23 protein-coding genes, 1 tRNA gene and 1 other RNA gene are annotated in these 25,521 nt (G+C 34.3%); 10 read left to right on the forward strand and 15 right to left on the reverse strand.

The window, feature by feature from the left end:
- Positions 1-24: 24 nt before the first annotated feature.
- Positions 25-966, forward strand: coding sequence for a hypothetical protein (locus PHV37_02110; GenBank protein ID MDD3236877.1), 942 nt, complete (start codon positions 25-27; stop codon positions 964-966).
- Between the two features lie 256 nt (positions 967-1,222).
- Positions 1,223-3,208: a transglycosylase SLT domain-containing protein gene (locus PHV37_02115; protein ID MDD3236878.1), complete on the forward strand. Its 1,986-nt coding sequence runs from the start codon at positions 1,223-1,225 to the stop codon at positions 3,206-3,208.
- A 25-nt stretch (positions 3,209-3,233) separates the two neighbouring features.
- On the opposite strand, the gene PHV37_02120 is transcribed toward PHV37_02115, so the two are convergent.
- Positions 3,234-5,210, reverse strand: coding sequence for an ATP-dependent helicase (locus PHV37_02120; GenBank protein MDD3236879.1), 1,977 nt, complete (start codon positions 5,208-5,210; stop codon positions 3,234-3,236).
- Between the two features lie 114 nt (positions 5,211-5,324).
- Here PHV37_02120 and lptB point away from each other — a divergent pair, with 114 nt between their 5' ends.
- The 4 genes from lptB to ychF all read left to right on the forward strand — a co-directional run bounded on the left by lptB (position 5,325) and on the right by ychF (position 9,149).
- Positions 5,325-6,053 (forward strand): LPS export ABC transporter ATP-binding protein, encoded by a 729-nt coding sequence (gene lptB, locus PHV37_02125; GenBank protein ID MDD3236880.1) that lies wholly within the window; start codon positions 5,325-5,327, stop codon positions 6,051-6,053.
- Positions 6,053-7,156: an LptF/LptG family permease gene (locus PHV37_02130; GenBank protein MDD3236881.1), complete on the forward strand. Its 1,104-nt coding sequence runs from the start codon at positions 6,053-6,055 to the stop codon at positions 7,154-7,156. The genes lptB and PHV37_02130 overlap by 1 nt, the downstream gene beginning before the upstream one ends.
- 2 nt (positions 7,157-7,158) lie before the next feature.
- Positions 7,159-7,986, forward strand: a complete 828-nt coding sequence (locus PHV37_02135) for a phosphodiester glycosidase family protein (protein MDD3236882.1) — start codon at positions 7,159-7,161, stop codon at positions 7,984-7,986.
- Positions 7,987-8,051: 65 nt separating this feature from the next.
- Positions 8,052-9,149 (forward strand): redox-regulated ATPase YchF, encoded by a 1,098-nt coding sequence (ychF, locus tag PHV37_02140; GenBank protein MDD3236883.1) that lies wholly within the window; start codon positions 8,052-8,054, stop codon positions 9,147-9,149.
- On the opposite strand, the gene PHV37_02145 is transcribed toward ychF, so the two are convergent.
- The 8 genes from PHV37_02145 to PHV37_02180 all read right to left on the reverse strand — a co-directional run bounded on the left by PHV37_02145 (position 9,146) and on the right by PHV37_02180 (position 14,068).
- A complete protein-coding gene (locus tag PHV37_02145; protein ID MDD3236884.1) occupies positions 9,146-10,552 on the reverse strand; it encodes a hypothetical protein in 1,407 nt (468 codons plus the stop codon). The two genes, ychF and PHV37_02145, sit on opposite strands and share 4 nt — an antisense overlap.
- Before the next feature lie 161 nt (positions 10,553-10,713).
- Positions 10,714-10,786: transfer RNA gene (locus PHV37_02150), tRNA-Arg, on the reverse strand.
- 4 nt (positions 10,787-10,790) lie between these two features.
- The gene (locus PHV37_02155; GenBank protein ID MDD3236885.1) at positions 10,791-11,117 is read right to left on the reverse strand and encodes a hypothetical protein; all 327 of its coding nucleotides are present in this window, start codon (positions 11,115-11,117) and stop codon (positions 10,791-10,793) included.
- A gap of 70 nt (positions 11,118-11,187) precedes the next feature.
- The gene (locus PHV37_02160; protein MDD3236886.1) at positions 11,188-11,856 is read right to left on the reverse strand and encodes a hypothetical protein; all 669 of its coding nucleotides are present in this window, start codon (positions 11,854-11,856) and stop codon (positions 11,188-11,190) included.
- Positions 11,837-12,397, reverse strand: a complete 561-nt coding sequence (locus tag PHV37_02165; protein MDD3236887.1) for a hypothetical protein — start codon at positions 12,395-12,397, stop codon at positions 11,837-11,839. Before PHV37_02165 ends, PHV37_02160 begins: the two co-directional genes overlap by 20 nt.
- 193 nt (positions 12,398-12,590) lie before the next feature.
- An RNA gene (gene rnpB, locus PHV37_02170) (RNase P RNA component class A) lies at positions 12,591-12,927 on the reverse strand.
- 47 nt (positions 12,928-12,974) lie between these two features.
- The gene (locus PHV37_02175) at positions 12,975-13,745 is read right to left on the reverse strand and encodes a matrixin family metalloprotease (protein ID MDD3236888.1); all 771 of its coding nucleotides are present in this window, start codon (positions 13,743-13,745) and stop codon (positions 12,975-12,977) included.
- Positions 13,746-13,747: 2 nt separating this feature from the next.
- Positions 13,748-14,068: a hypothetical protein gene (locus tag PHV37_02180; GenBank protein ID MDD3236889.1), complete on the reverse strand. Its 321-nt coding sequence runs from the start codon at positions 14,066-14,068 to the stop codon at positions 13,748-13,750.
- A 136-nt stretch (positions 14,069-14,204) separates the two neighbouring features.
- Here PHV37_02180 and alr point away from each other — a divergent pair, with 136 nt between their 5' ends.
- Positions 14,205-15,338 (forward strand): alanine racemase, encoded by a 1,134-nt coding sequence (gene alr / locus PHV37_02185; protein ID MDD3236890.1) that lies wholly within the window; start codon positions 14,205-14,207, stop codon positions 15,336-15,338.
- Between the two features lie 7 nt (positions 15,339-15,345).
- Here the strand turns inward: alr and recN are convergent, their stop codons facing one another.
- The 6 genes from recN to grpE are packed head-to-tail and all read right to left on the reverse strand — an operon-like array spanning position 15,346 to position 21,849.
- Positions 15,346-17,001: a DNA repair protein RecN gene (recN, locus tag PHV37_02190; protein ID MDD3236891.1), complete on the reverse strand. Its 1,656-nt coding sequence runs from the start codon at positions 16,999-17,001 to the stop codon at positions 15,346-15,348.
- A gap of 1 nt (position 17,002) precedes the next feature.
- On the reverse strand, positions 17,003-17,857 hold the full coding sequence (locus tag PHV37_02195) for an NAD(+)/NADH kinase (GenBank protein ID MDD3236892.1): 855 nt from the start codon (positions 17,855-17,857) through the stop codon (positions 17,003-17,005).
- A gap of 46 nt (positions 17,858-17,903) precedes the next feature.
- A complete protein-coding gene (locus PHV37_02200) occupies positions 17,904-18,455 on the reverse strand; it encodes an O-methyltransferase (protein ID MDD3236893.1) in 552 nt (183 codons plus the stop codon).
- Complete coding sequence (locus tag PHV37_02205; protein ID MDD3236894.1) at positions 18,455-20,035, reverse strand: hypothetical protein; 1,581 nt, start codon at positions 20,033-20,035, stop codon at positions 18,455-18,457. Before PHV37_02205 ends, PHV37_02200 begins: the two co-directional genes overlap by 1 nt.
- Positions 20,036-20,059: 24 nt before the next feature.
- A complete protein-coding gene (gene dnaJ / locus PHV37_02210) occupies positions 20,060-21,187 on the reverse strand; it encodes a molecular chaperone DnaJ (GenBank protein ID MDD3236895.1) in 1,128 nt (375 codons plus the stop codon).
- A 41-nt stretch (positions 21,188-21,228) separates the two neighbouring features.
- Positions 21,229-21,849: a nucleotide exchange factor GrpE gene (gene grpE / locus PHV37_02215; GenBank protein MDD3236896.1), complete on the reverse strand. Its 621-nt coding sequence runs from the start codon at positions 21,847-21,849 to the stop codon at positions 21,229-21,231.
- A gap of 148 nt (positions 21,850-21,997) precedes the next feature.
- Here grpE and PHV37_02220 point away from each other — a divergent pair, with 148 nt between their 5' ends.
- Genes PHV37_02220 through PHV37_02230 form a run of 3 tightly spaced genes read left to right on the forward strand, consistent with a single transcriptional unit; the run spans position 21,998 to position 25,519 of the window.
- Positions 21,998-23,032, forward strand: a complete 1,035-nt coding sequence (locus tag PHV37_02220; GenBank protein ID MDD3236897.1) for a hypothetical protein — start codon at positions 21,998-22,000, stop codon at positions 23,030-23,032.
- Positions 23,033-23,069: 37 nt separating this feature from the next.
- Positions 23,070-24,206, forward strand: a complete 1,137-nt coding sequence (gene proB / locus PHV37_02225; GenBank protein MDD3236898.1) for a glutamate 5-kinase — start codon at positions 23,070-23,072, stop codon at positions 24,204-24,206.
- A gap of 2 nt (positions 24,207-24,208) precedes the next feature.
- A complete protein-coding gene (locus PHV37_02230; protein MDD3236899.1) occupies positions 24,209-25,519 on the forward strand; it encodes a glutamate-5-semialdehyde dehydrogenase in 1,311 nt (436 codons plus the stop codon).
- The last annotated feature ends 2 nt before the right edge of the window (positions 25,520-25,521 follow it).

Raw genomic sequence — 25,521 nt, forward strand, 5'->3', positions numbered from 1 at the left:
AAATATTTTGTTTAAAATAAGAGCATGAAAAGATTTATTGCTTTATTATTAATATTTTCATTTTGGGTTTCACCGGTTATAGCTTTAACTGTTGACGATTCTATTGATTCCGAAATAAGAAAAACGTATAAAACTGATGTTGTGGAGCAAGTCTTATTGCCAAAGCTTCCGCAAACAGGAGCCTCTCCGCTTGATGGCGGTACAGCGGTCAGTACGCCTCAAGAAACAATTTTCTCTCAAAATTACAAAGAGCCTGTTAAACAGCCTGCTCAACAATCAAGGCCGATTACGACGACCAATACTGTTTCTAAAAAAACTGCTACTACTCCAACATCTTCATCATTTACTCAAAATTCATACAGTTTGCCGAATTACACTGCTAATACAAGAGAAATAAGCATAAAAAAGGGAACTAAGTTTAGAGTAAGATGTCAAAACACTCTTTCTGATAGAACTCCACGAGGTACAAGACTGACTTTCGTAAGTGTTTACCCTGAATCCTCTACGTATATTACAATCCCAGCCGGGACTGTTTTCTACGGAACGGTCGTAGATTCGCATCCGCCTCAACTTTCAGGTAATGGTGGATTGATTTCGCTAAAAGTTGACAATATGATGTATAGAGGAAAATCTCAATTTGTGTTGGCAAATGTATCTGTCGCGAATTATAAATATATTTTTTTCAGTAATGTAAAAGGTAAACGTAAATATATAAGGAATATGGGCAAATTTATAAAACCGGGAAGTACTTTTATGAAAAGAATGTGGCGAGTTTGTGGTTCTTTATCAAATGGACCTGAAATATTATTGACACCGCTTCCAATTGCTTGCGGGGTGGTTGTTTATGCTGTCAATGTGGCATTGTCACCCGTTTTGTCAATTTTTTCCATGGGCGAATCTGTAACGTTGCCAAAGGGTACTTATTTTGAAATAAAGTTAGCCGAAGACGCAGTAGTCAGGTATTAGGATATAGTCTTTAATTATATTTTTAGGCTTTGTTGATTTGTAACTTTTATTTCGATTTTTTGGCTTCTCAATATTAAATATTTTATAAAATTTTATATTATTTACAGTTCCCATCTCTCACTCATAGCAATATATTAGCCTGTTTTAACTCGGTCTTTATATTAATAATATTGCGTTTTATCTTGATTTATTCCTTGCTCTTTTGTATATTTTTGAGGATACTTATAGAAAAAGACATTAAGAGAACTGAAAAATCATGAGCAATTTGAAAAAGATTATTATTGCAGTTGCTATATTTTTAATAGTATGTGTAGGACTTGCGTTAAAGTACAATGACTTGGTGTCATTGAATAATCCGAAATATTATAAGCAGGCAGTCGTGTTTTTTGCAAAACAGGATTATCAAAATGCTTATTACAACTTCGGGAAAGTTAAAAAGATAAGCCCTCTGTATGTCGCAGCTTTGTTTAAACAAGGAGTTTGTGCCGAGAAGTTAGGTGATTACGATACAGCTATAAAAAAATACAATTTGTTGCTAGAAAAATCCCCAAAATCATTTTTTGCTCCACGTGCACGATATAGTCTGGCAAAAGCATATTTTCAACATAAAGATTATGATGATGCAGAACGTCTGTTTAAACAGATTAAAAATCAAGGAGTGGTTGAAGACTATATTATTGCTTCAAATTATTATTTGGGCTTGTTGAATAAAAAGACCAATCCTGAAGTTGCGAAAAAATACTTTTTTGAATATATAAAATTGAGCCCGAAAGGCACATTCTCTGTAGCAAGTTCAGATGAGCTCGGTTCGATGCCTAACTTAACAGAGTTTGAAAACAGATTAATAGGCTCAATTAATATTGAAGATAAAAACTATGTAAAAGCAAAACCGTTTTTAGAAAAGTCAAAATTAGGTTATGTATGGGCAGACTTGGCTACTTGCTATTGGGCAGAAGGCGATTATAAAAAAGCTAAAATTATTATTGAGCAAGGCTTGAAATTCTATTCTAAGAATGTCGATAAAGGGGATTTAAGACGTATTATTGATATTTATTCAAGTATATATTCTAATGAGGCGAAAACAGGATTATTCAAACTTTCAAAGATAATCGACGAGAGTGATGCTCAAGGCGAAGATTATGTTTATTATAAATTAGCTAAAATCTTGGGTGGTAAAGAATCTTTAAATTTATATTCAAAGATAGCTTATAAATATCCTAACAGTGATTTGGCAGATGTCGCATTGTGGAATTTGTTCTGGAACGAATATCAACATAAAAATTATAAAAAGGCTAAACAGTTAGGCTCTGAACATTTGAAAAGATATCCTGAATCAGATTTGAATGCAAGAATGTTGTTCTGGATGGGCAAAGTTGCTTTAAAACAAAAGAAATCTGCTGAAGCAAATGGCTATTGGAACAAAATATTGTCAAGGTACCCCGATGATTATTATGCTTTCAGAGCAGACGCTTTAGCTAAAGGTGATGTAAATGAATGGGGAACAAAAAAATATCATAAACTTCTTGATAGAGAGGTAAATGTAGAATTCCCGATAAATTATTCAGAGTTGGATATCAAAGATTTGAAATTGATAAATACGTTGTTAGAGTTAGGTGATTATGAAGTTTGGTCAGAGCTTAATTTTAATAATAAATTTGTCGAAAGTTGGTTTGAATATAAAAGGGGCAATAAGTCCAAGTCTGTATTGCTGGCTCGTGAGGCATTGATTTCAATGGACGTAAAACCTCCTTTTAATGACGATATATATAAATTGGCTTATCCTTTGTATTATGTCGCTGACGTGAATAAAAATGCTACATCAACAGCGTTAGACCCTTATTTGATAATGTCATTGATAAGAGAAGAAAGCTACTTTAATTCAACGGCAAAAAGTAAAACAGGAGCGGTGGGATTGATGCAGTTGATGCCTTCTACAGCTTCTTATGTAGCTACAAAATATGGATATCTTCGCCCGAGTGTTTCTACTTTATTAATACCGGAGAAGAATATTATATATGGTTGTTTGTATTTTAAATATATTAAAAATGCGTTACGAGGAAACGACGTTCTATCAGTCATTGCCTATAACGGCGGACCTAATGCGGTTAATCAGTGGAGTAAAAATATTAAATATACTGATTATGATGAATTTGTTGAAAATATTCCATATTCTGAAACCAGAAATTACATAAAGAAAGTCTATAGGACATATTGGAATTATCTAAATGTTTATAATTATTAAATTAAAAGAGCCTGAATAAGGCTCTTTAATCTTGATTTTCAATAATCCAATGTTCTAAAACCTCTTTATTTATCCCGTCAAAAAATCGGGAAGGTTTAGAGAGCACCATGCTTGTAGCGTAGTCAAACATATCAATCGGATAGGTTATGTATAAGAAGGTCTTAGCCCTTGTTATTGCTACGTACATTAGGCGTAATTCTTCATCTAATTCATCTTCTGAGTTGAACGAAAAGACAGAAGGAAATCGTCCGTCAACTGCTCCAATAATAAAGATTGCTTTGTATTCAAGACCTTTAGCACTATGAATTGTAGAAAGTGTTAAATATTCATCTTTAACGCTGCCTTCTTCAATGTCGACAACGGAGCTGTCCGGTGGCTCAAGTGCCAAATCGCTTAAAAAGTCTTCCAGACTTGTATATTTAGCAGCAAGGTATGAAAAATGTTCCAAATCTTTTAATCTTTTTGAAAAATCGTCGTATTTATCTGTCAAAATCGGCTCGTAATAGGCTAATACTTGCTCAACTATTTTAGATGGTTCGAAGATGCTATTTTGACTTTTTGCAATCAATTCTATTAATTTTTTAATTGACTCTGAGCTTTTTGATGGAAGATAAATTTTTGATTTATCAGTATCAGGATTTGAAAGCAGTGGGATTAATTTATTTGCAGTTTGGTTTCCAATGCCGTCAAGTAAAAGCAAAATTCGGTTGTAGCTGATGATATCGGCAGGGTTAAGAATAACACGCAAATGAGCAATAACGTCTTTGACGTGAGCTGTTTCGATAAATTTAAGTCCGCCGAATTTCTTATAAGGGATATTCCTTTTAGCGAACTCTATTTCTAGATTGTAAGTCATTCGAGCACTTCGAGCCAAAACAGCGATATCGTTAAGCGATAAGTTTTCTTCTTCGTGGAGCTCAAGTATTCTTTGGGTGATAAATTCAGCTTCTGTTTGCATGTCAGAAGATGTTATCAAGGCAGGTTTTATGGGGTTTTCTATTGTTGAAAACAAGTTTTTTGTATATTTTTCTTTAGCTTTTTTGATGACCTCGTTTGCGAGTTCCAATATATTTTGCGAGCTTCTGTAATTTTGCTCAAGCTTAATTATTTTAGTGTTTTCAAAAGTTTTCGGGAAGTCCAAAATGTTTTTAAAGTTTGCACCCCTAAATGAATAGATACTTTGAGAGTCATCACCTACAGCCATAACATTGTTGTGCTCAGAGGCTAAAAGCTTGATGATTTCAGCTTGAATAGTGTTTGTGTCTTGGTATTCATCTATCAGTATATATTTATATGTGTTAGATAATTTTTTTCTAATATTTTCATTTGAAGTCAATAAGATTTTTAAATACAATAATAAATCATCGTAATCGAGAAGAGAGTTTTTCCTTTTATACTGTGTATATTCTTGTGAAATTTCGTTTATTTTATCAACACAATGTTCAAATTGTTTGTATTCTGTTTTGATGATTTGTTCAGCAGGCATGTCCTTGTTTATCGCTTTGGAATAGATATCAAGAATCGTATGTTTTTTGGGGAATCTTTTTTCTTGTTTCCCTATTATTTGTCCTCTTATGTGAGCGATAACATCTTCAGAGTCACTTCTGTCGAGTATTGTGAAGTTGTTTTTAAGGTCAAGAAGCGTAGAATATTTTCTTAAAATTTGGTTTGCAAAAGAGTGGAAAGTGCCACCTGCAACTTTTTCGCATCGAGAGTCAAGGATTGAAGCTGCTCGAGATAGCATTTCATCCGCTGCTTTTTTAGTGAAGGTTAGAAGCAAGATGTTTTCAGGCTTTATACCGCTTTCGATAAGCCTTGCAACTCTGTAGGTAAGAGTTTTTGTTTTCCCTGAGCCTGCACCTGCGATTGTCAATATAGAGGCGTCTTTTTGTTTTACTGCTTCAAGTTGTGTTGGATTGAGCTCTTTTTCGTAGTCTATTTTGTATTGAATATCTGTTTTAACTTTTTTCAATACATATTTTTTTACGGTTAAATTCTCCATGCTATTATTATACACTGTTTTAATCTTAAGCTCGTTATTATTAACAAAGATTAGTTTTTTGACAGTGAGGTCATTTTTATTTAAACTTGAAGAAGTGGAAATTGGAAATTTATAATTATGAAAATTAAAGCAGAAAATCTGATTAAAATATATAACGACAGAACTGTTGTTAATAACGTTTCTTTTGAGGTGAATAAAGGCGAAGTCGTTGGGCTATTAGGGCCAAATGGTGCCGGAAAAACCACCACATTTTATATGGTTGTCGGTTTGGTAAAACCTGATGGTGGCAGAATCTTCTTGGATGATAAAGATTTAACTACTGTTACAATGAATATTCGTGCAAAACACGGAATAGGCTACTTGCCACAAGAACCTTCTATTTTTAGAAAACTTTCAGTTGAAGACAATATAAAACTTGTTCTTGAAGTCAATGACAAACTAACTTTAGATGAAAAAAAAGACAAACTGGAAGAACTTTTAGATGAATTCGGTGTCAAAAAATTGAGAAAAGAAACAGCTGTATCGCTCTCAGGTGGTGAAAGAAGGAGGGTTGAACTAGCAAGAGCTCTGGCTGCAAGCCCAGAGTTTATATTGCTTGATGAACCTTTTACTGGTATCGACCCTATTGCGATAGGTGAGATTAAAGAAACGATAAGAAAACTTTCACAAGAAAAAGGTTTGGGCGTGTTGATTACCGACCATAACCCTAAAGCGACCTTGTCTATTACGGATAGAGCCTATGTCATTTTTGATGGTGCTATTAAAATCCAAGGCAAAAGTGAAGATGTTGCAACGGATGAAATCGCGAAACAATTCTATTTAGGAAAGGATTTCACTCTTTAATGCGCATAAAATTGCTTGATAAATATTTATTTAAACAAGTCATATTGGCAGGTGCAGTGTGCGTGTTGCTGTTTATGGTTATATGGATAGCCCCCGAGTTGTTGCTTAGGACTATACAAAGAGTTTTGGCAGGTGTTTATACGTTGAAAATGGGTGTTCAAATTATTACGTTTGAAATTCCGAAAATTCTTGATAATGCGTTGCCGGTTGGTTTGCTTTTAGGTGCGTTGTTTACGTTTGACAAAATGAGCAAAGACTTTGAACTTACAACATTTAGAAGTGTCGGGCTATCTTTTTGGCGAATATTGGCTCCTGTGATTGTATTAAGTATATTGGTCATGGGCTTTTCGTTCTTTGTTCAAGATACATTGATTCCTTTTACATCACAGCGATTAAATGTCATAAAAGAAGAAAATGAAAGTTCTCATTTTGTTTATCCAATCAAGTCTGATGAGGAGCAAATGGAAAAAATTGTTATTGTATCAACCTTTGATAATAATTATATTCACGATATTACAGTTTTGGATTTTTCTAAAAACGAAGATGAAGGTGCAAGTATTTTAAATACGATTTCCATAGGAGGATATGCCAATTATTCCCAAGGTAAATGGATTTTGAAAGATGCTAAAAAGTATAAAGTGGCTGAAAATGGTGTCTTTACTGACGTGTCAAGGCTAGATAATGTAGAGATTTTGTCAGGCCAAAGAGCTGATGATGCATATAAATTAATGAAATATTCAGTAAAACGAGATAGAGATTTGAGCAATGCTGAAATGTTTAATTATATTTTGTTGTTAAAAAATTCTAATATGGATGATGAATTTAGATTTATGCTTAATAAATTTTTGCAAAGATATACTCATTCATTTATGTGTGTGTTGTTTGCGATATTAGGTTGCTTGCTTGGCTTTTCAAAACCGAGAGAGCAACGCTTGGTTGGCTTTACAATTGCAGTTGCGACGATTTTCTTATACTATATAACTATGCCGTTTTTCGACTTGTTGGCAGAAAAAGGCATCTTAAACCCGGTTTTGACTGCATTTATTCCGCCGGTAGCTGTTTTGGTTGCAATTATTTGGTTTAAAAAACAAAAGGATTTATAGATATGAAAAAAATATTTTTAGGCGTGATGTTAACTTGTTTAATGCTGATAACCAGCGGATTTACAATGCAGAAGGACGTTAAACCGCAATCAAAATCGATTGAAATATCAGAATCAATCCCCGGATTGTATGTTGTTAAAATAAATACACAACATTTAAAAGGTGAAATTAAACCCCATTATGTTGTGCATTTGACGACCAATAAAGATATTTACGAGGAAACAAAGGCAAAATTGGTAGTTAATGCAGGTTTTTTTGACCCTAAGAATGAGCAAACAATTTCTTACCTGACAATCGACGATAAACCAGTGCTTGACCCTCACAGAAATTCTAATTTAATGAATAATGTTGCTCTTAAACCATATTTACCAAAGATATTTAATCGTTCAGAGTTCAGAGTTTTGATAGATAAAGATGGAAAGCTAAAATATGATATTGCTCCACATAATTATGCAGTCCCTGAAGGTTACAAAATTAAATATGCAATACAAGGTGGACCTCAACTACTGCCCACGTTAAGGCTAGAGGAAGAATTTTTTGTATTGAAAAAGGACGGAAAAATTGTAAGCCAATCTGCTTCTTCTTTGAGAAAATATGCAAGAACTGCAATTGGTATTAAAGATAATGACGTCTATATAATAATTGCAACAACCAAAGTTCCAATGACGCTAGAGCAAGTTGCAAATTATGCAAAAACAATGGAACTGGAAAAAGCAATGGCGTTCGATGGAGGAGGTTCAACATCCATTGATGTTGAGGATTTACATATTGTTTCAGATAAGGATTCAACAGCTAGAAAATTGAAATCTTTCTTGATAGTTACAGACTAATTCCTTGCGAGTTGCAAGCTTTTATACTATTCTTACAGTAAAGATACTTAAAAAGGGGGACAAAAATGCTAAGAGCGGGAATTGTCGGACTGCCGAATGTTGGCAAATCTACATTATTTAATGCATTAACATCTACAAAAAACGCACAAAGTGCAAATTATCCGTTTTGTACAATTGAGCCAAATGTTGGAGTTGTAAATGTTCCTGATGAAAGATTAAATATCTTAAAAGATTTGGTTAAAACAGAGGTCGTAATCCCTACCGCTATTGAGTTTGTTGATATTGCAGGCTTGGTAAAAGGTGCAAGTAAAGGTGAGGGTTTAGGCAATCAGTTTTTGCATAATATAAGAGAAGTAGATGCTATTATTCAAGTTGTAAGATGCTTTGATGATGAAAATACAATTCATGTGTCAGGCAAAGTCAGCCCGATTGATGACATTGAAGTTATCAATACAGAGCTTGCTTTAGCGGATATGGCTTCTATTGAAAAAAGAATTGCAAAATTGACAAAACAAGTAAAAAGTGGTGATAAGGAAGCAATTCTTGAAAATAATGTTTTGAATAAAATTAATGAATTGTTGCAAGATGGAAAGTTTATAAACTTAAACGACCATTTTAAAGATGATGAACTTGCATTTGCAAAACAATCACAATTAATGAGTATTAAACCTGTTATTTATGCCGCAAATGTTTCAGAATCTGATTTGGCAACAGGTAATAGCTATGTTGAAGAAGTCAGAGAATATGCTAAAACGCACAATGCTGATGTTGTAGTCATATCTGCTAAAATAGAGGAAGAATTGGCTGAACTTGAAAAAGAAGAAGCTAAAGTTTTTTTAGAAGAGCTTGGTGTTGAAAATTCAGGAATTGAAAGAATGATAAAATCAGTTTATCATTTGCTTGATTTGAGGACATATATTACAGCCGGAGAAAAAGAAGTAAGAGCTTGGACAATTCCTGCAGGAGCCAAGGCTCCACAAGCAGCAGGTGTAATTCATACAGATTTTGAGCGTGGATTTATATGTGCAGAAATTACAGGATATGATGATTTTGTAGTTTCTGGTTCGTATGCTGCAGCTAAGGAAAAGGGGCTAACTCGCCTTGAAGGCAAAGAGTATGTTGTTCAAGACGGTGATTTAGTTCATTTCAGATTTAATGTTTAGTTTCCACTAACCATGCTGTAGGCTCTTGGTGATAGTTCATATAATTTATTAAGCGGCAATTTTAATGCTAAAATTTCAGATGGACGTAATCCGTCAAGATGTAAGGTTAAAGCGTTTTTGATAGATTCTTTTTTTGTTGAATCTGTAGTTTTTAGCATAAGTTCATATTGTTGATTAAATATGCTTGTTTGAGTATTCAAATCAGAAGCATTTTGTAATTTCTTGTATATTCTTCTAGTTAGCGGATTTTCTGACAGTTTCTTTTCGGAAGGAACCATACCGCCGAGGTCTATAATTTTTCCGCTGATAATGTTGTCTGCAGATTCGTCAGCATAAAAAATTCCTAAGTTATCAAGGTTTGTATGCTTATAATATTTGTGAGCTGGGGATTTTGGTATAAATTCAGATAAAGCATAATTTGCTTTTAAATCAAAAAGATATTGTTTTGCAAGATTGCTGTTGTCCATCTTGTGCCCCATTGCTTTTTTAATGAAAGCAGTAGAATTTGCTTCTCTGTAAAGTCCGTGAGCTTTGTCAAATTGTTGTAAGTCAACATGAGAAACTCTTTTTTGATATTGAAAGAAATCGTTTTCACTCATATCTTCAAATCTTTTAGGTATATTCAGACTGTTTTCTGCTTGAATAAAGAATGTCTTTTGATTGGGGTATAATGCAGTTTGCTTTTTGAGGTGTTGTTTTAGTTCAGGAAGGCTTTCGTTTATAACTTTTTTCTTTAATAGAGCAGAATTCGCCATAAAATCTTCTTCTTGAGAAATGTCTTTATAGACTTTCATTACTTTGTCAGAGAGAACATTTTCACCATTATTATTTTTGCAAGAAATTCGGAAAGCTCTGCCGAACATTCCTTCACCTAGGTCGTCAATTCTAATATTATCAGTTTGGGATAATACTTTGTGCTTTTTTAGTGTGGATTCAAGAATAGATTGAGCTTGAGAAATAGATTTTTTAGAATTTTCAGGATTGCTCCAGTTTATAAGCTTTGTGCTTCTATAGTCATCATCGAAAAAATACGAGTCGTCTAATTTCCTTATTTTTTCTAAAATTTGTTTAAAGGCTTCTAATCTTTCTTCTTTAGAACCGTTTACAATGTTTTGTAATCCTTGTTTGTTTGCAAGATTAATTTGATTTAAGGAGTCGGCGGCTTTGCCAAATGCTTGTTGGATGTCGACAATTGCTGCTTTTTTGTTGATAGGATTGGCAGCCAAAAGTTTTTTTATATAATCATTAGGTAGAGCTCCAACCATTGCAGACGCTGAGTTTGCAGTAGGAATTTTGAGTACATCGGAACTTTCATATAAAGTTCTTTGTGCAATCTTTTTGAGCCCATTGAAAGATATTGTAGATGAGTTTACACCGCTAGTGTAGAGTTTTGATACATTCATAAATAAATAAAGTACACGAGATATCAAAAATTGCCAGTAAAAATGCATACATCGTTTGCAAATTTTTCACAGAACTTTTAGCGAAATAGTTAGTTATTCAGACATAATTTATTAATGATATGTAAAATGAATAACAATAAAGACAACTAAATAGAAAGTATTACGCCCGACGGGAATCGAACCCATGCCTAAGACTTCGGAGATCTTTGCTCTATCCTACTAAGCTACGAGCGCAAAATTAGTTTTGTAATGAGGCACAAATGCCTTCCATTATGTTGGAAAAATCTTCCTCAGGAAGGAGCGAAATGACTTGAAAAGCTTCGTTTAGTTTTTCGGATTTGTCATACCATCTTCTAGCTTGATTTGATTGGTATAATCCGAGAACTCTTTTGAGCCCGATGCTTAATGGTAGGCTTTCTTGTTCTTTTCTAACTGATTTTATTGAATTTGCAATATTTATAATTTCAGAAGAAATCACGTTTTGCGAATTAAAATCCAATTTTTTCAAAAGGATAAGTGCATCTCTTGTGTTTTTATTTGAATCATACCATCTATTATCTAGCACAGAATTCTCCTGTTATCCCTCATATTTATATTATAGACTCAATGTGTGACATTTCAATTTTGTAATATTTCTACAATGAAATTGTGTTAAAAGCAGAGAAAGTGTTTGTGTTATATGCTTTAGGTAAAACGTTGTGTTTAAGGGGTTGTTGAGCAGTTGTAGCTGGTGCAGACGGTGCTGTAATGGGTTGCATAGCGTTTGTTTGACCTTTTTTATTTTGGATTTTAGCGGAAACGAAATTTCTGCACAAAGGAGCACAGATGTTACAAGATACTACAGAAGCAACAATTGTAGCGATTAGACCGAGGTCACCTGCTGTGTTTTTAATTGAGGAGACGTCTAAATCTTTAAAGACATTGTTAATATTTTTAACTCCGTTTTGAGAGAGTTCATTAAGGACTTCACTTCTTGTTGCCTTCCCGTTTTTGGCAACGAATTCGTCAATTGCATCAATTGATGTTTTTGTTAAAATTTTTCCTTTATTAACAGCTGATTTAATTAGTTTTGAAGCAACAGTTGTCAAACCGAGGTATAGAGTAGTGTTTACAGTACCTTCAGCTATTTCTTGAGACAAAAGATATTGTTTCTTTTTAGGGTCAAGATTTTTGTTTGAAGAAACAGCAGTAACTTGAGCCAACATGCTTACGAGCCAGCCGACAGCACCAAGTCCGATTAACATATTGTCGACTTGGTGAGAGTTATATAATTGAGCTAATAATTTAGTTGGAAGAGTTTGCATTTTCGGCTTTCTTTCCTGTGGCGTAATTATAGAATTTGTTGGTTAAAGTTTTAGTAACAGGTGCATCCCATAAGAAGTTTGTAAATAGCATAACTCCAATGGCCGCAATCGAACCCAGATTTTTTTTGAAGTTTTCCAGATGAACTTTATCGAGGGTGTCGGTCATTTTTGCAAGAACTTTTTGATAACTTTCGATTTTTTTAGGATTAACGTTATCTTTTTGCATTTGTTTAATTATTTTAGTTAATCTTTCTTTAATTTTTGTCGGGTCTAAGACATTGTCTTTTTGGACTAAACGAGAAAGTTCAGAAGTGCAGAATTGTCTGACGCAGTATCCACTTGTTGTTCCTGCTATTATTTTTCCCAAAGAGCGGGAAGCAGATAGGACTTTCGTGTCTTTGTCGGCTCTTGGGTTAGTCAGGTCTATAACGGGTTGAGTTAATAGAGCAGAAACACCTATGATAACACGTTGTTCGGGTGCATTGATAGTACGCCCGATTTTTCTGATTGTATCCATAGCTATTTTGTTAGAGATTATCATATTTTCCTGCCATAAAGTACAAACTAATAAAGATAATCAAGTATTGTAATTGCCTGATTTTCTTGTTTTGTAAACATATTTTTACACTTTTTTGCAGAACTCAAAATTATATATCTTTTGTCAAAGTCGAATAAATTATGCAAATAAGCAGGTTAGCCTCAAATTGCCCCATTTAAAAACACTAAATCAATAAAAAGAAAAGCAGCTCATAAGCCGAGTTCTGTTTCTAGATAATCATCTGTCTCGACGCCAAGTTGCCTTGACGCTCAAGCGATTTTTCAAAAGATGGCGGGTCACCTTAACCTTTTAGTCAATCTTGCATCCAATCGGGGTTTACCGAGCCGATATTTCTCAATACCGCTGGTAGTCTTTTACACTACCGTTGCACCTGAACCTTAAATGAATAAGGTTGTTTACTTTTCTGTGGCACTAGCCTGACGATTGCTCGTACCGGACGTTATCCGGCGATTTGCCCTAAGATGCTCGGACTTTCCTCATGACAAATGTCACGCGATTATCCGGCTGCTTTTCTGATTTTATTATTGCATGTTAATAAATTTTTTTAAAGCATTAGTTATTATGATAGTGGTGGATTCTTTGGCAAATGAATGTTGATATTTTGTAAAGACAGATTGTATTTTTTTAATTCAGCAATTCTTGATTGTTCATCAAGTAAATTTCTGTCTGGAATGTTTATGGAATTTTTAACTTGCTCAAACTGTGATTGAGGGTTTTCTTTAGATATATAAGTAACGATGTCGTCAACATTATCCAAGTGGAGAGAATAACTTTGTGCGAGCTCTTTTATTGGAATTCCGCAAGGGAAACGGTAGAGCCATTTCAATGATTCAATATCACCTTTGCCGATATTAACGGTCCCGTATTGGTGTGGGGTGTACATTATATCGTCTTTGTTGTGACTGTGCCCAAGCCCAATGGCGTGACCGAGTTCGTGAATAATTGTGTGAAAAACTTCGTTTTCGTCCATATATTGAGCGTGTATAAGCCCGTCAGAAAGACCAATTTGAACTTCTGCCGAGTAAAGCCTGCCTATTTTGTCATAATGATAATGGCAGTGCCCGAGAGATTTTCTATCCACTCTACGCCAATCAATGTTGATTAGAGAGTCATTTAAAACGGTTACGATTTTAAATTTAATTTTATTTTGACTAACAGCTTCCCAAGCACGCATGGCTTGCAATATCATTTGTTGATATTTGTAAGAGTCACCTTGAGCGGCATACCATTTGAATGGAGCGATATAAACTGTCAAAGTTTTGCAGTTATCGGGCCACCTGATTAGTCTTCCGTTTTTTACGTTATCTTGTAGGTAAGTTAAATTTGTCATGGTTAATTGTTGTGGCTTTGTTCATCCTTTTTAATAAAATCGCAAATTTCTTCCATTCTGGAGTCTTCCATTTTTTCGATAAGGTCATCGATATTTTTGAGTCTTTTCAAAGCGAAACCGGTTTCAGCGATTAGAACGCAATCGTTGCATAGCCTGTGTTTACCATATTGGATTGAGCCTGCGTATGGTTTTGTTGCTCCGCAACAGCTGCAATCAAAGGTTTCTGTTTCAGAATCCGGATTTTCTTCAATATCGTCAGCTTTCATTTGTGCTGCTACTTTTTGCATTTCTTCTATTATTTTAAGTTTTTCTTTTTCGTCCATAATTACCTCTTATAACAATTATATTTTATCATATAGCTTTATTTTATGCATTGTTTACTTTTATGACGACCTTGCACTATATGCTTTTTAGACTATTATTATGTTGTGTATAAGTCTGTTTTAGAGTGTATTTGTAATGAAATTTAATAGAGAATCATACTTGAATACAAAAAGAGATGCTTGGGTTGAAATCAACCTTGATTGCGTTGAGAAAAATGTAAAAGAATTGAAACGATTTGCTAAAAAAGACGCTAAAATGCTTGCTGTTGTTAAGGCAGACGCATACGGGCATGGTAGCGTAATGCTTACGCCTACTCTTTTGGCTTCAGGTGTGGATATGTTGGGAGTTGCTTCTATTGATGAGGGTATGCAACTTCGGGAAGCAAAGATAAATGTTCCTATTTTGGTTTTGGGTGCAGCTCCTGTTTGGGCTTTTGACTATGCTGCAGAGCACAATATTTCATTGTCTTTGTTTAATGAAGAACATATCAATGCTTCTAAATTGACTTTTGAAAAAACAGGCATAAAACCTAAAGTTCATATCAAAATTGATACAGGCATGAATAGGATAGGCGTTGGAGTAGATGATGCAGTTGCTTTAATTAAAAAAGTGCAGGGATGTGATTTCATTGATTTACGGGGCATTTTTACTCACTTTGCCGCAGCGGAAGAACATGGCTGGTTTGAAAAACAGCTTGAAAAATGGAATAGTGTTATATCTCAGATTGATACGACAGGGCTCTTAATCCACTGTGCCAATACGTCCGCAATGATTGCTTTTGACAATATTGACTATAATATGGCTAGGGCTGGGCTTGGAATATATGGCTTTGTGCCGGATTTGGTCCCTGATTCTAAAGGTATTCCCAATTTGTACCCTGTAATGTCTTTAAAAGGTAGAATTACCAACGTTCATAAGTCTAAAAAAGGCTGTGGAGTGAGCTATTGTCATACATATATTACCGATAAAGAAACTAAAATTGCGACTATTCCTATCGGGTACGCAGATGGAGTTTCTCGTAAATTATCCAATAAAATATATGGGATTTTAAACGGCAAAAAAGTCCCTCAAATCGGAAATATTACAATGGATCAAATGATGTTTGATATAACAGGGCTTGACGCCAATGAGGGTGATGTTATTACGTTAATCGGCACTGATGGCGAGTCTTCAATTTCTATAGATGAATGGGCAAAAATATTAGGTACTATAAATTATGAGCTTTTATGTCGATTAAAAGTTCGTTTGTCACGGGTTTATACCAGATAAAATAGGCTTAAACGCCCATTAGATTTTTTGCAAAATTTATGGAGTCATCGTTAATTTCACCACTTGCAAGGATTGCTATACCTTTGATTTTGTTTTCACCTTGAAGGTCGTAGACATTGATTTTCGTTTCATTGTCTTGGTCTTTTGTGACATAAAGGTGCTTATCTGCTTTTGCTGCAATAATTGGCTGGTGTGTGATTGAAATAACCTGATGATGTTTTGATAGTTCTACTATTGCGTCAGCAACGGCTTGCGAGGCTTTGCCTGAAATTCCTGTGTCGATTTCATCAAAAATAACGGTATTAGTTTTGTCAGCTTGAGCAAAAATGGTTTTTATTGCGAGCATAATTCTTGAGATTTCACCACCTGAAGCTACTTTCGCAAGTGGTTTTAGGGGCTCAGATATGTTTGTTGAGATTAAAAATTCTACTTTATCAAATCCATTTTGACAAAGTGCTATGTTATCTATTTTTACTTCAAATTTGACTTTGGGAAGCTCTAGTTTTTCTAGTTCTTGCGTTATTTTTTCTGATAAAGTTTTAGCTAAAATTAATCTTGATTGGGTTAATTCTTTTGCTTCATTTTCAGCTTTTGCATTAATCGTTTTTAATTCATTTTCAAGTCTTAAAACTTCATCTTGTGAAAATTCAATGGAATTTAGCTCTGAAGTCAATTCTGTATATTTATCTAAAACGCTTTCAAGAGTTGATATTTTGCCGTATTTACGTTTCAATTTATCTAAAATGTCAATTCTTTCTTGGATGTCGTTGATTTTTTGTTCATCTGGTTCTTGATTTTCAGAATAAAATTTGAGCTTGTAGGCAATATCTTTCAACAATTCTTGGCAATTTATTATATCTTCTTCAAATTTAGTTGTATTGGTGTCTAAATTTGCGAGTTTAGAAAGAGTTGATTTTGTATTTGATAGTGCATTTGTTATGTTTCCATCTTCGCCATATAGTTCCCAATAAGCACTGTAGGAAAGTTCTTTGAGCTTTTCAGCGTTTAATAAAATTTCGAGTTCTTCTTCAAGTTTTTTGTCTTCCTCGATATCTTCAATCGAGGCATCTTCAATTTCTTTTATTTGAAATTTTAAAAAATCTATCTGTTGTTCTGTTGCATTTGCTGCGGAAACTGCTTTATTTAGAGAGTTTTGCAGTTGTTGTACACTTGAAAATGTTGTAGTATAGGTGTTTACAAGATTCTTGTGCGAGTCGTTTCCAAAGTTATCTAATAGTGTTATGTGCATCTTTGGCTGCAAGTAGTTATATGACTGGTGCTGAGAGTGTATATCGATAAGATTTTCTCTAATTTCTTTTATTAAATCTTGAGTGACGAGTATCCCGTTAATCCTTGAGCGAGTAGTCGTAGTGGTGATTTCTCTTGAAATTACTATGCTTTCTGTGGTATCAATCCCATTATCAGTGAGGATTTTTTTATCAAAATTCTCATCAAGCTCTAGTGCAACCTCAATCATAGCACGGTCCTTGCCATTTTTGATTAATTCTTTATTTGCTTTTGCACCCAGTGACACGTCAATAGCACTGATGATAATGCTTTTGCCAGCTCCTGTTTCGCCTGTAAAAATATTAAAGCCTTTATCAAGCTCTAACTGGAGTTCGTCGATTAATATGTAGTTCTGAATACGTATAGACTTAATCATATTAACCTTTCCAAGAAATTCCCCAGTGTAATTTTTCTCTTAAAATTGAATAAAAACCGTTATGCTCAATGTTTAAAAGCAGTAATTTTGCTTTAAATTTATTTTGTTTAATGATAATTTTATCAGAAGATGAAATGTTCATAACGGATTGTCCGTCAGCTGCGATTTTTAAGCGTGGTCTTGATTGGCAAGTTGTTATTTGAATTTTTTCTGTTGCAGGAACCACCAATGGTCTTGCATTCATAGTGTGAGGGCAAATAGGGACAATAACTATAGCCTCCAAACTTGGAACTAAAATAGGGCCTCCTGCGGATAATGTGTAAGCTGTAGACCCAGTAGGCGTTGCGACAATGAGCCCATCAGCTAAATAATCACAAACTATTTTGTCGTTGATATGAACATAAAGTCTTGAGGTTCTGGAAAAACTATCTCCTTTTATCACTATGTCATTAAGTGCTGAAAGCTTGCCGTCTAGTGCACTTAGCATTAATCTTTCTTCGATTTTAAATTGACCTTCAATAATTTTTTCAATGGCAAATTCAATATTATCAGGTTTTGCTTGGGATAAAAATCCTAATCTACCTAAATTTATACCGAAAACAGGTGTCGAAAATTGGCTATAAAACCTTGCCGCTCTTAGAATTGTACCGTCACCACCGACAACAATTGCAAAGGTCGTTTTCGGGTCTAAACGGTCTGTTGTGAATACTTTTGATTTTAGCCCTCTGTTGTCCAATGATTTTCTTATGATTTTTATTGTATCTTGAGATTTGAGATTGTCTGAATTGTAGACAATGCCAATATGTTCAAGAGAAATTTTTTCATCATGTATTGATTTTATAATCGCATTTTCCATAAGCAAATTATACAATAAATTCTATACGTTAGGCAAAAATTTTGCTTTATTTTTTTCTCGCAAGCAATAATCCTGCGGGTAAATTTAATATTTCAACTTGATAATCAGGATTGTTTTTTATTGCGTCAACGAAAGGTTTAACTTTTGTTTCATGGGACAATACATTGTCGGCTGCTATTATACCTCCTGATTTTAAAATCGGGTCAATAAGTTCGAAATATTTAATATATTCACCTTTGTTAGCGTCAATAAAGGCAAAGTCAATTTTTTTGTCGAAGTCATTTGACAAGATATCAAGAGCAGAGCCTAATAGTGGGGTTATTAAGTCATTTACTCCGCATTTTTTGAAATTTTCTATAGCTAAAGATTGTCTGTTGTCCCAAAATTCAATGGTTGAAAGGTGTCCACCGGTTTCTTTTAAGGCTTTAGCTATCCAAATTCCCGAATAGCCATTGGAGGTACCGATTTCCAAGACTTCTTTTGCATTTGCCGATTTGATCAGCATATTCAAAAAATTGCCGGTTTCTCTTGCTATATTCCAAAAGTTTTTTGAGGTTTTTTCAAGTTCTTCAAAAGTTTGTTCTGTAATTGTGTCCATTATTTTTTGTCAATGATAGTTATAGCATTGACCGGAAGATTTATGTTTGCGGTTTGCAAAGCTGTCATCTTGTCTAGGTCAACTATAACGTATCTTCTTTCTAGTACATTTGTTATTATTGCGAGATTAGAGCTTCCGAGTTGGGTTATTCTTTTGGAAAAGCCTGAAATTGGAAGTCTTATTGTTTTGGTCATTTTTTGAGTGTTTATATCAAAAACATTTATTTCATTTTCTTGAGCACTTAAAATATATATTTTGTCTTTATATAACAGCATATCAGTTGGCTTTTCGCCTGTTTTAAATGTTTTTTCGTCCGTTGCAAAACATTTTTGGGGGTCAGCTTTTAAATCTCCTTTAGGAATTGCAACGTCAAAGCCTGACATAAACGCTTCTTTAAAGGACATATCTTTTTTTTGCCCACTTTCGTTTATTGGAAATTCTTTGTTTAGGTCATATTCTGTTGATTTTAGTTCAGATGCGGTTCTTGAGATTGTATAAATATGGTTTTTATGGGCAATGATTTTTGATAAGTTTTCACCAGTTGTAATCCATTTATTTTCATAAGTTCCATCAAGCTTCAATACATATACATTTGATGTGGCTCTATCGTGATATACGAACTCGTCGCCATTGTCGCTGATTGCTATATTTTCAGGTTCTCCTAAAACTTTGATTTTTTCTTTAATTTGCATTCCGTTGATATCGATTACAAAAATAGATTTATCTTTTAAACTTGCTACGTAGGCTTTGTTTTGGGCGTTGTCCGCTATTATTTCGCTCGGAATTGCTGCCAAATCAATTTGCTTTGCTATATACTCGTTTTTTACATCAACAACGTCAATTTGTTTTTTGTTGTTTGTCAAAATTAAAAGAAATTGGTCGTTCAAAACGGATTGCATATCTTTGTAAACGCCACTTAGCTTTAAGCTATATAATGGTTCTGCGACATCAGCAGAGAAAACTTTTAAATATTGTGAGTCATAATTGCTTACGAGATATATTTTGTTTTTGATTTTTGCATTAATAGCTTCTTTATCAAATGTGTTTAATCTTTTGTTTGGTAAAGGGGCTTTTTTAACTACTTCTGCCGGTTTTACGACGTTAGCAGATTTCAAAAGCGGTATTTGTACATCACCTAAAATACCCTTCAAAGTTTCAGGTAGTACCAAGCCTTTTGGCACCAATATATCTTGAGGCAGTGAGCCTGTTTTGATAGAAATAGGAATTTCAGGATATTGGCAAACTGTCAAAACTCCGTTTTTAGTTTTTACAAGTTTTAAAAGTGCATAATTTGTATTGAAGATAATGACTTCAGGTTTTTTTGAAAAAGCGGTTTTGTTCGGGTAAGTATATGTTATTTGAAGTTTCTCAACCTTGTCTGTATAAGCAGGAATGACGGGCAAATATATGGTTCCGTCAGGTAGAGTAATCAAGCCGTCAAATCTAATGTTAGCTGCAGGAAAAGTTTTGAAAATACAATCTTTGACCTGAATTGGGATTTGTGTTGCAAAAGCACTTGCCGCAGTTATCAGTAATGCTATAAAAGTAAAAAATACTTTTTTAATATTAAATAATTTCATTATTTCTATACCCGTTAGCTGTAATTAATTGTGTAGTGCACTTTTTACTTTGTCCATAATGGATTCAGACGGCTTTTTTTTGTTATAAATCTCAAACAATCTTGAATATAGTTTCTTTTCTTCTTCAGCCATATTTTTAGGAGTTGTAAGCTTTATTATAACGTGGTGGTCGCCTCGTCTGTTTTCTTGTCCGATAAACGGTACCCCTTTAGATTTTAGCGTTAATATTTTATCATGTTCTACGCCTTGAGGGATAGTTAAAATTTCTTCACCGTCAACAGTTTTTATGGAAACCTTATCACCAAGGGCTGCTTGGGGGAAGCTTACGTCTAATGTTGTGTAAATATCGTTACCTTTTCTTATAAAATCTTTGCTTTCTTTTACAAAAAGAACGATGTAAAGGTCACCTGATGGTCCGCCGTTTTTGCCTGCATCACCTTCACCTGAAATTCTTATTTTTGAGCGATTGTCAACGCCGGCAGGTATTTTGACAGAAAGTTTTTTGTCTTTATCAATTCTGCCTTTTCCTTTGCATTCAGGGCAAGGATCGGTTATTGTTTGACCTGTTCCATGGCAATTTGGGCATGTCGTTATTTGGCTAAAGTGTCCCAAAATTGTTTGGGTTACTTGTTGAACACGACCTGTTCCGCCACAAGTTTTGCAGGTTGTAGGTTTAGAGCCTGCTTTTGCACCAGAGCCGTTACAAGAAGCACAGGGCTCCAAATGTGTAATTTTGATTTCTTTTTCAGTCCCAAAAACTGCCTCTTCAAAATCCAGTTCAATGTCTAATCTAAGGTCAGCACCTTGTTGAGGGGCATTGGGGTCAGCTTGACGTTCTTGAAAACCGCCGAAACCTCCACCAAAGAAGCTTTCGAAAATATCGTTTAAGCCGCCAAATCCATAGTCAAAAGGACCTTGCGAACTATAACCTGCACTGGAAAGACCATCTTCGCCGTATCGGTCGTAGGTGGCTCTTTTGTCATCGTCCATCAGTGTTTCGTATGCTTTGCCTAATTCTTTGAATTTTTCTTCAGCATCTGGTTCTTTGTTTACGTCTGGGTGAAGTTGGCGTGCTTTTTTTCTGAAAGCACTTTTTATCTCATCTTTACCGGCGTTTTCTGTTACGCCTAATATTTCGTAATAACTGCTCATTTTACTTTTAACTCTCTTCTGATTGTGGTTGTATATCTATATTATTGCACAGCCACGTTGACAAGTGCAGCTCTTAACACTTTATCGTTAAATTTGTAACCTTTTTGAAGTTCATTTATTATTGTATCTTCTTCTTGCTCTGTTGAGGGTGTTTGCATTACTGCTTCGTGGAAGTTAGGGTCAAATTTTTCGCCTTCGGTTTTTATTTCTTCAAGCCCCATTTTTTCTAAGGCCTCTACTGTTTGTTTGTGCAATATGTTGAAAACTTCTTTTAGTTTTCCGCAATCTTCGACTGCATCAATTGATTTTTGAGCTCTGTCGAAATTGTCCAAAACTTCTATAACTTTTTTCAATGCTTCTTCTGTTCCATATTTTAACAAGGATTCCCTTTCTTGAGATTGGCGTTTACGGAAATTTTCAAAATCAGCTGCGAGCCTTACATATTGATTGTTTAGGTTGTCATAATCTTGTTGCAATTTGTCGGCAGAGTCATTTGTTTGTTGAGCTTCTTCTTGGATTTCTGTTTCCTCGTCAGGCGTTTCAGTTGCGTCGTCTTTTATCTCTTCATTAATTTCTTCGTTATTATCAATCATATCTTGTTTTTCTCCATTATAATTTTCTTTTGAAAAAGGATTATTTCCGTGTCTATTATGTTTTTTCATTTTATCCCCATATTCTATTTTAACCTTTCTATATTATAAGTTATCAAGCTTTATTCTCAATCTTTTTTAATGTTTTTTTAACTTTTGGCTACATAAGCGTTGATTAAATCTTGAAAAAAAGCTATTATGTTTGTATAAAGGGGCTTTTATGGCGAAATTAAAAAAGTTAGGCTTAATTGATATGGTGGAAATACATAAAATGATGTCTATGGTGGCATCTGGTGATTTCCCTTCGTTTTCTGAATTGCTGCTTTTATCCCCTTTTATATTTTTTCAGAGCTTTTTGCCCTTGAAAATGAGAAAACTCCCGGAATCCTTTGTTTCAAGAGAAAATAAGGTGCTAAACGGCATGATTTCTGTTCAATCTGCCCCGGGGAATCCTTATAAGTGGAATATTAAAAACCTCTTTTTAGCAAAAAATTCGTTTGCAGCAGGTCGCCAACTTGTCGATTATGTGCTTGCCAGATTTGGTGCAATGGGGGCTAACACCTTTAGAGTTACGGTTTCTGATTCTAATGAAGAACTTTTGGATTTGTTTTCAAAAGGGTGTGGGTTTAGATTGTGCTCCCATGAATCTTTGTGGAAAATGAATGAATATGTCATCTCCAAAACACCTACAAATGGTGACTTCTTTAGACCTTTCAGAAATGCTGACGCAAAAGAAGTCTGCGAGCTATATAATGACGCAATTTTCCCTCATTTTAGATATTCTTTAGCCAGAGTTAAACAAGAATTTTATGATGTTTTCTTTCAAGGTTTATCTAAAACCAGTTATTTTAAGTATCTTTTATGCGACGCAAAAACAAAACGGATTAAAGGTATTATTCAGTTTCAAACAGAAGATAATGAAAATTTCTTTCTGGATATCGTTTTGCCGGCTCCTTATGAAGAAAATTATCCCGATGCTTTGAATTTTTCAATTTCTCAAATATCTCGCAGGAAAAAGAAATTCAATTTGTTTATTCAAAATCGTAAATATATGATGACTTCTAAAAAATATGAAGAATTCCTCAAAGAACACAACTTCTCCTGTTTGCAAAACAATGTTGTACTTGTCAAAGATTTCTTTAAAACTATTAAACAAGAAGAAAAAATTATCAAACCAGCTATCGCATTTAGTGAAATAAAAGGTAAGCCTGCGTTTGATGCTGTTGAAGAAAAATCTTGTAAAATTCATTCGTAGACTTTAATTTTCTTAAGGTTTCATATATAATCACCTTATGAATGAAATTAAAAACGCAAAAAGACTTGTATTCAAATTCGGCACAAATGTGTTAAGAAATGAAGATAAAGAAATCTCTCTATCTCGTATTTATTCTTTTGTGGAAGATATCGCCAAACTCCATAAACAGGGTAAAGAAATTATTATTGTCACATCAGGGGCTGTTGGATTAGGTGCTAAAAAAGTAGGCGTCGATGCTTCTGATAATATAATTTTAAAACAAGCCTGTGCTGCAATCGGACAAGGTCAACTTATGTCTATTTATGAGCACGGTTTTGATAAGTATTCTATCAATACGGCTCAAATCCTTTTGACAGAAAGTGACTTTGACCAAAGAATTAAATATCTTAATTTAAGCAGTGTTTTGAATGAATTGTTGAATTTAAAAGTAATTCCTATCATTAATCAAAACGACACTGTTTCAACCGAGGAGCTTGAAGAATCTATTCACAATACAATAAAAGTTTCTTTCTCTGATAATGACAAACTTTCAGCATTAGTCGCAAGCAAACTTGATGCGGATTTGCTTGTTATTCTATCTGATATTGACGGGCTTTTTGATGACAATCCGAAAGAAAATCCAAATGCAAAATTAATCCACAAAGTTGACAAGGTTGATGAAAGTATTGAAAAATATGGTCTAAATCCGTCAAAGGGCGGTCGAGGCGGTATGAAAACCAAGCTGGAAGCCGCTAAAGTCGTGACTCGCTCAGGTGGATATGTGGTTATTGCAAACGGTACCGTCCCGCAAATTATTAAAAAAGTTTTCAATGAAAAAGAAGTAGGAACTTTGTTCTTGCCTTCTGACCAACTTTCTGAAAAACGTCGCTGGATTGGTTATGCAACAAATATCACAGGGCAAATAGTTGTTAATAAAGGTGCAAAAAAAGCACTTTTGGAACAAGAATCAAGCCTCTTGTCTATCGGTATTGTTGACATAAACGGTGATTTCCTAAAGGGTGATGTTATAAGTATTCTTGATGAAAATAACCAAGAAATTGCTCGAGGGATTGCGAATTACAACTGCAAAGATTGCAAAAAAATTCAAGGTTTACATTCTGACAAAATTTTAGATACTTTGGGTTTTAAAAACTATGATGCGGTTATTACCCGTGACAATATTGTTATACTTTAATTATGGTGAAAATTATGCTTAATCTTGAACAAATGGCTCAAAATGCAAAAAATGCTTCTATTGAACTTGCCTCTTTATCTCTTGAGACAAAAAATAAGGCTCTTGAAGCTATGGCAAATGCGTTAGAAATTAATAAACAAAAAATTGTTGATGCTAATAAAGAAGATTTATTGCTTGCTTCTGAGATGGTCAAGTCTGGCGATTTGTCAGAGTCTGTTTATAATAGATTGAAACTTGATGATAACAAGGCTCGGGATATGATACAAGGCATTCGTGACATGATAAAGCTTGAAGATCCTGTCAATAATATAGTTTGGACAAAAGAATTGGCTGAAAATTTAGTATTAAAAAAGGTTACTTGTCCGATTGGTGTCATTGGGGTTATTTTCGAAGCTCGACCTGATGTTATCGCTCAAATCTCCGCTCTTGCTGTGAAATCTGCAAATGCGGTTTTGCTAAAAGGTGGCAAAGAAGCTCAAAAAACTAATACTATTATTGCCTCTCTTATAAATGAGGCTTTGGCGTCTGTTGATGGCTTCCCTAAAAATGTTATTAACCTTTTATTTACACGTGAAGATGTTGCAAAAATGCTTGAATTGAACGCTTACATTGATTTGATTATTCCGAGAGGCTCAAATTCACTTGTTAAATATATTCAATCAAATACGAAAATTCCCGTTTTGGGACATGCTGAAGGTATTTGTCATATCTATATTGATGAAACTGCTGATATAAAAAAAGTTTTGCCGATTTGCGTTGATTCAAAATGCCAATATCCGAGTGCTTGCAATGCAGTCGAAACAATTTTGATTAATAAAAATGTAATCAATTCTATTTTGCCGGCTTTGGTTTTGGAGTTTAGAAACAACAGTGTTAAGGTCAAAGGTGATGAAGTTTGCAAAAAAACAGTTGTTGATTTGGATTTAGCTATAGAAAAAGATTGGGCTACTGAATATGGTGACAAAATCGTTGCGATAAAAGCCGTTGACTCAATAAAAGAAGCTATTGACCATATAAATAAATATGGCTCTGGGCACACAGATAGTATAATTACTGAAAATAGCGAAAATGCTACACTTTTTATGAATAACGTTGATTCTGCCGGTGTATATCAAAATGCTTCCACCAGATTTTCAGACGGTTTCCGCTATGGGTTTGGTGCAGAAGTAGGTATTTCAACCAACAAAACTCACGCCAGAGGTCCGGTCGGTTTGGACGGCTTAACAATATACAAATATAAAATGGTCGGAAATGGCGATATTGTGGCTGATTTTGCCTCAGGTAAAAAACACTTTACTCACAAATATTTATAAGG

The organism is Candidatus Gastranaerophilales bacterium, assembly GCA_028693235.1.
Taxonomy (GTDB): Bacteria; Cyanobacteriota; Vampirovibrionia; order Gastranaerophilales; family Gastranaerophilaceae; genus JAQUVW01.

Bases quoted from the DNA above. Each gene is read 5' to 3' on its own strand.
- PHV37_02175 (MDD3236888.1), bottom strand. From the start codon at position 13,745: ATGACAAATTTAACTTACCTACAAGATAACGTAAAAAACGGAAGACTA.
- PHV37_02205 (MDD3236894.1), bottom strand. From the start codon at position 20,035: ATGAAATTATTTAATATTAAAAAAGTATTTTTTACTTTTATAGCATTA.
- recN (MDD3236891.1), bottom strand. From the start codon at position 17,001: ATGATTAAGTCTATACGTATTCAGAACTACATATTAATCGACGAACTC.
- PHV37_02110 (MDD3236877.1), top strand. From the start codon at position 25: ATGAAAAGATTTATTGCTTTATTATTAATATTTTCATTTTGGGTTTCA.
- PHV37_02120 (MDD3236879.1), bottom strand. From the start codon at position 5,210: ATGGAGAATTTAACCGTAAAAAAATATGTATTGAAAAAAGTTAAAACA.
- PHV37_02145 (MDD3236884.1), bottom strand. From the start codon at position 10,552: ATGAATGTATCAAAACTCTACACTAGCGGTGTAAACTCATCTACAATA.
- dnaJ (MDD3236895.1), bottom strand. From the start codon at position 21,187: ATGAGCAGTTATTACGAAATATTAGGCGTAACAGAAAACGCCGGTAAA.
- proB (MDD3236898.1), top strand. From the start codon at position 23,070: ATGAATGAAATTAAAAACGCAAAAAGACTTGTATTCAAATTCGGCACA.
- PHV37_02160 (MDD3236886.1), bottom strand. From the start codon at position 11,856: ATGCAAACTCTTCCAACTAAATTATTAGCTCAATTATATAACTCTCAC.
- PHV37_02180 (MDD3236889.1), bottom strand. From the start codon at position 14,068: ATGGACGAAAAAGAAAAACTTAAAATAATAGAAGAAATGCAAAAAGTA.
- PHV37_02130 (MDD3236881.1), top strand. From the start codon at position 6,053: ATGCGCATAAAATTGCTTGATAAATATTTATTTAAACAAGTCATATTG.
- grpE (MDD3236896.1), bottom strand. From the start codon at position 21,849: ATGAAAAAACATAATAGACACGGAAATAATCCTTTTTCAAAAGAAAAT.
- PHV37_02200 (MDD3236893.1), bottom strand. From the start codon at position 18,455: ATGGACACAATTACAGAACAAACTTTTGAAGAACTTGAAAAAACCTCA.
- PHV37_02115 (MDD3236878.1), top strand. From the start codon at position 1,223: ATGAGCAATTTGAAAAAGATTATTATTGCAGTTGCTATATTTTTAATA.
- ychF (MDD3236883.1), top strand. From the start codon at position 8,052: ATGCTAAGAGCGGGAATTGTCGGACTGCCGAATGTTGGCAAATCTACA.
- PHV37_02230 (MDD3236899.1), top strand. From the start codon at position 24,209: ATGGTGAAAATTATGCTTAATCTTGAACAAATGGCTCAAAATGCAAAA.
- alr (MDD3236890.1), top strand. From the start codon at position 14,205: ATGAAATTTAATAGAGAATCATACTTGAATACAAAAAGAGATGCTTGG.
- PHV37_02165 (MDD3236887.1), bottom strand. From the start codon at position 12,397: ATGATAATCTCTAACAAAATAGCTATGGATACAATCAGAAAAATCGGG.
- PHV37_02220 (MDD3236897.1), top strand. From the start codon at position 21,998: ATGGCGAAATTAAAAAAGTTAGGCTTAATTGATATGGTGGAAATACAT.
- PHV37_02135 (MDD3236882.1), top strand. From the start codon at position 7,159: ATGAAAAAAATATTTTTAGGCGTGATGTTAACTTGTTTAATGCTGATA.
- PHV37_02195 (MDD3236892.1), bottom strand. From the start codon at position 17,857: ATGGAAAATGCGATTATAAAATCAATACATGATGAAAAAATTTCTCTT.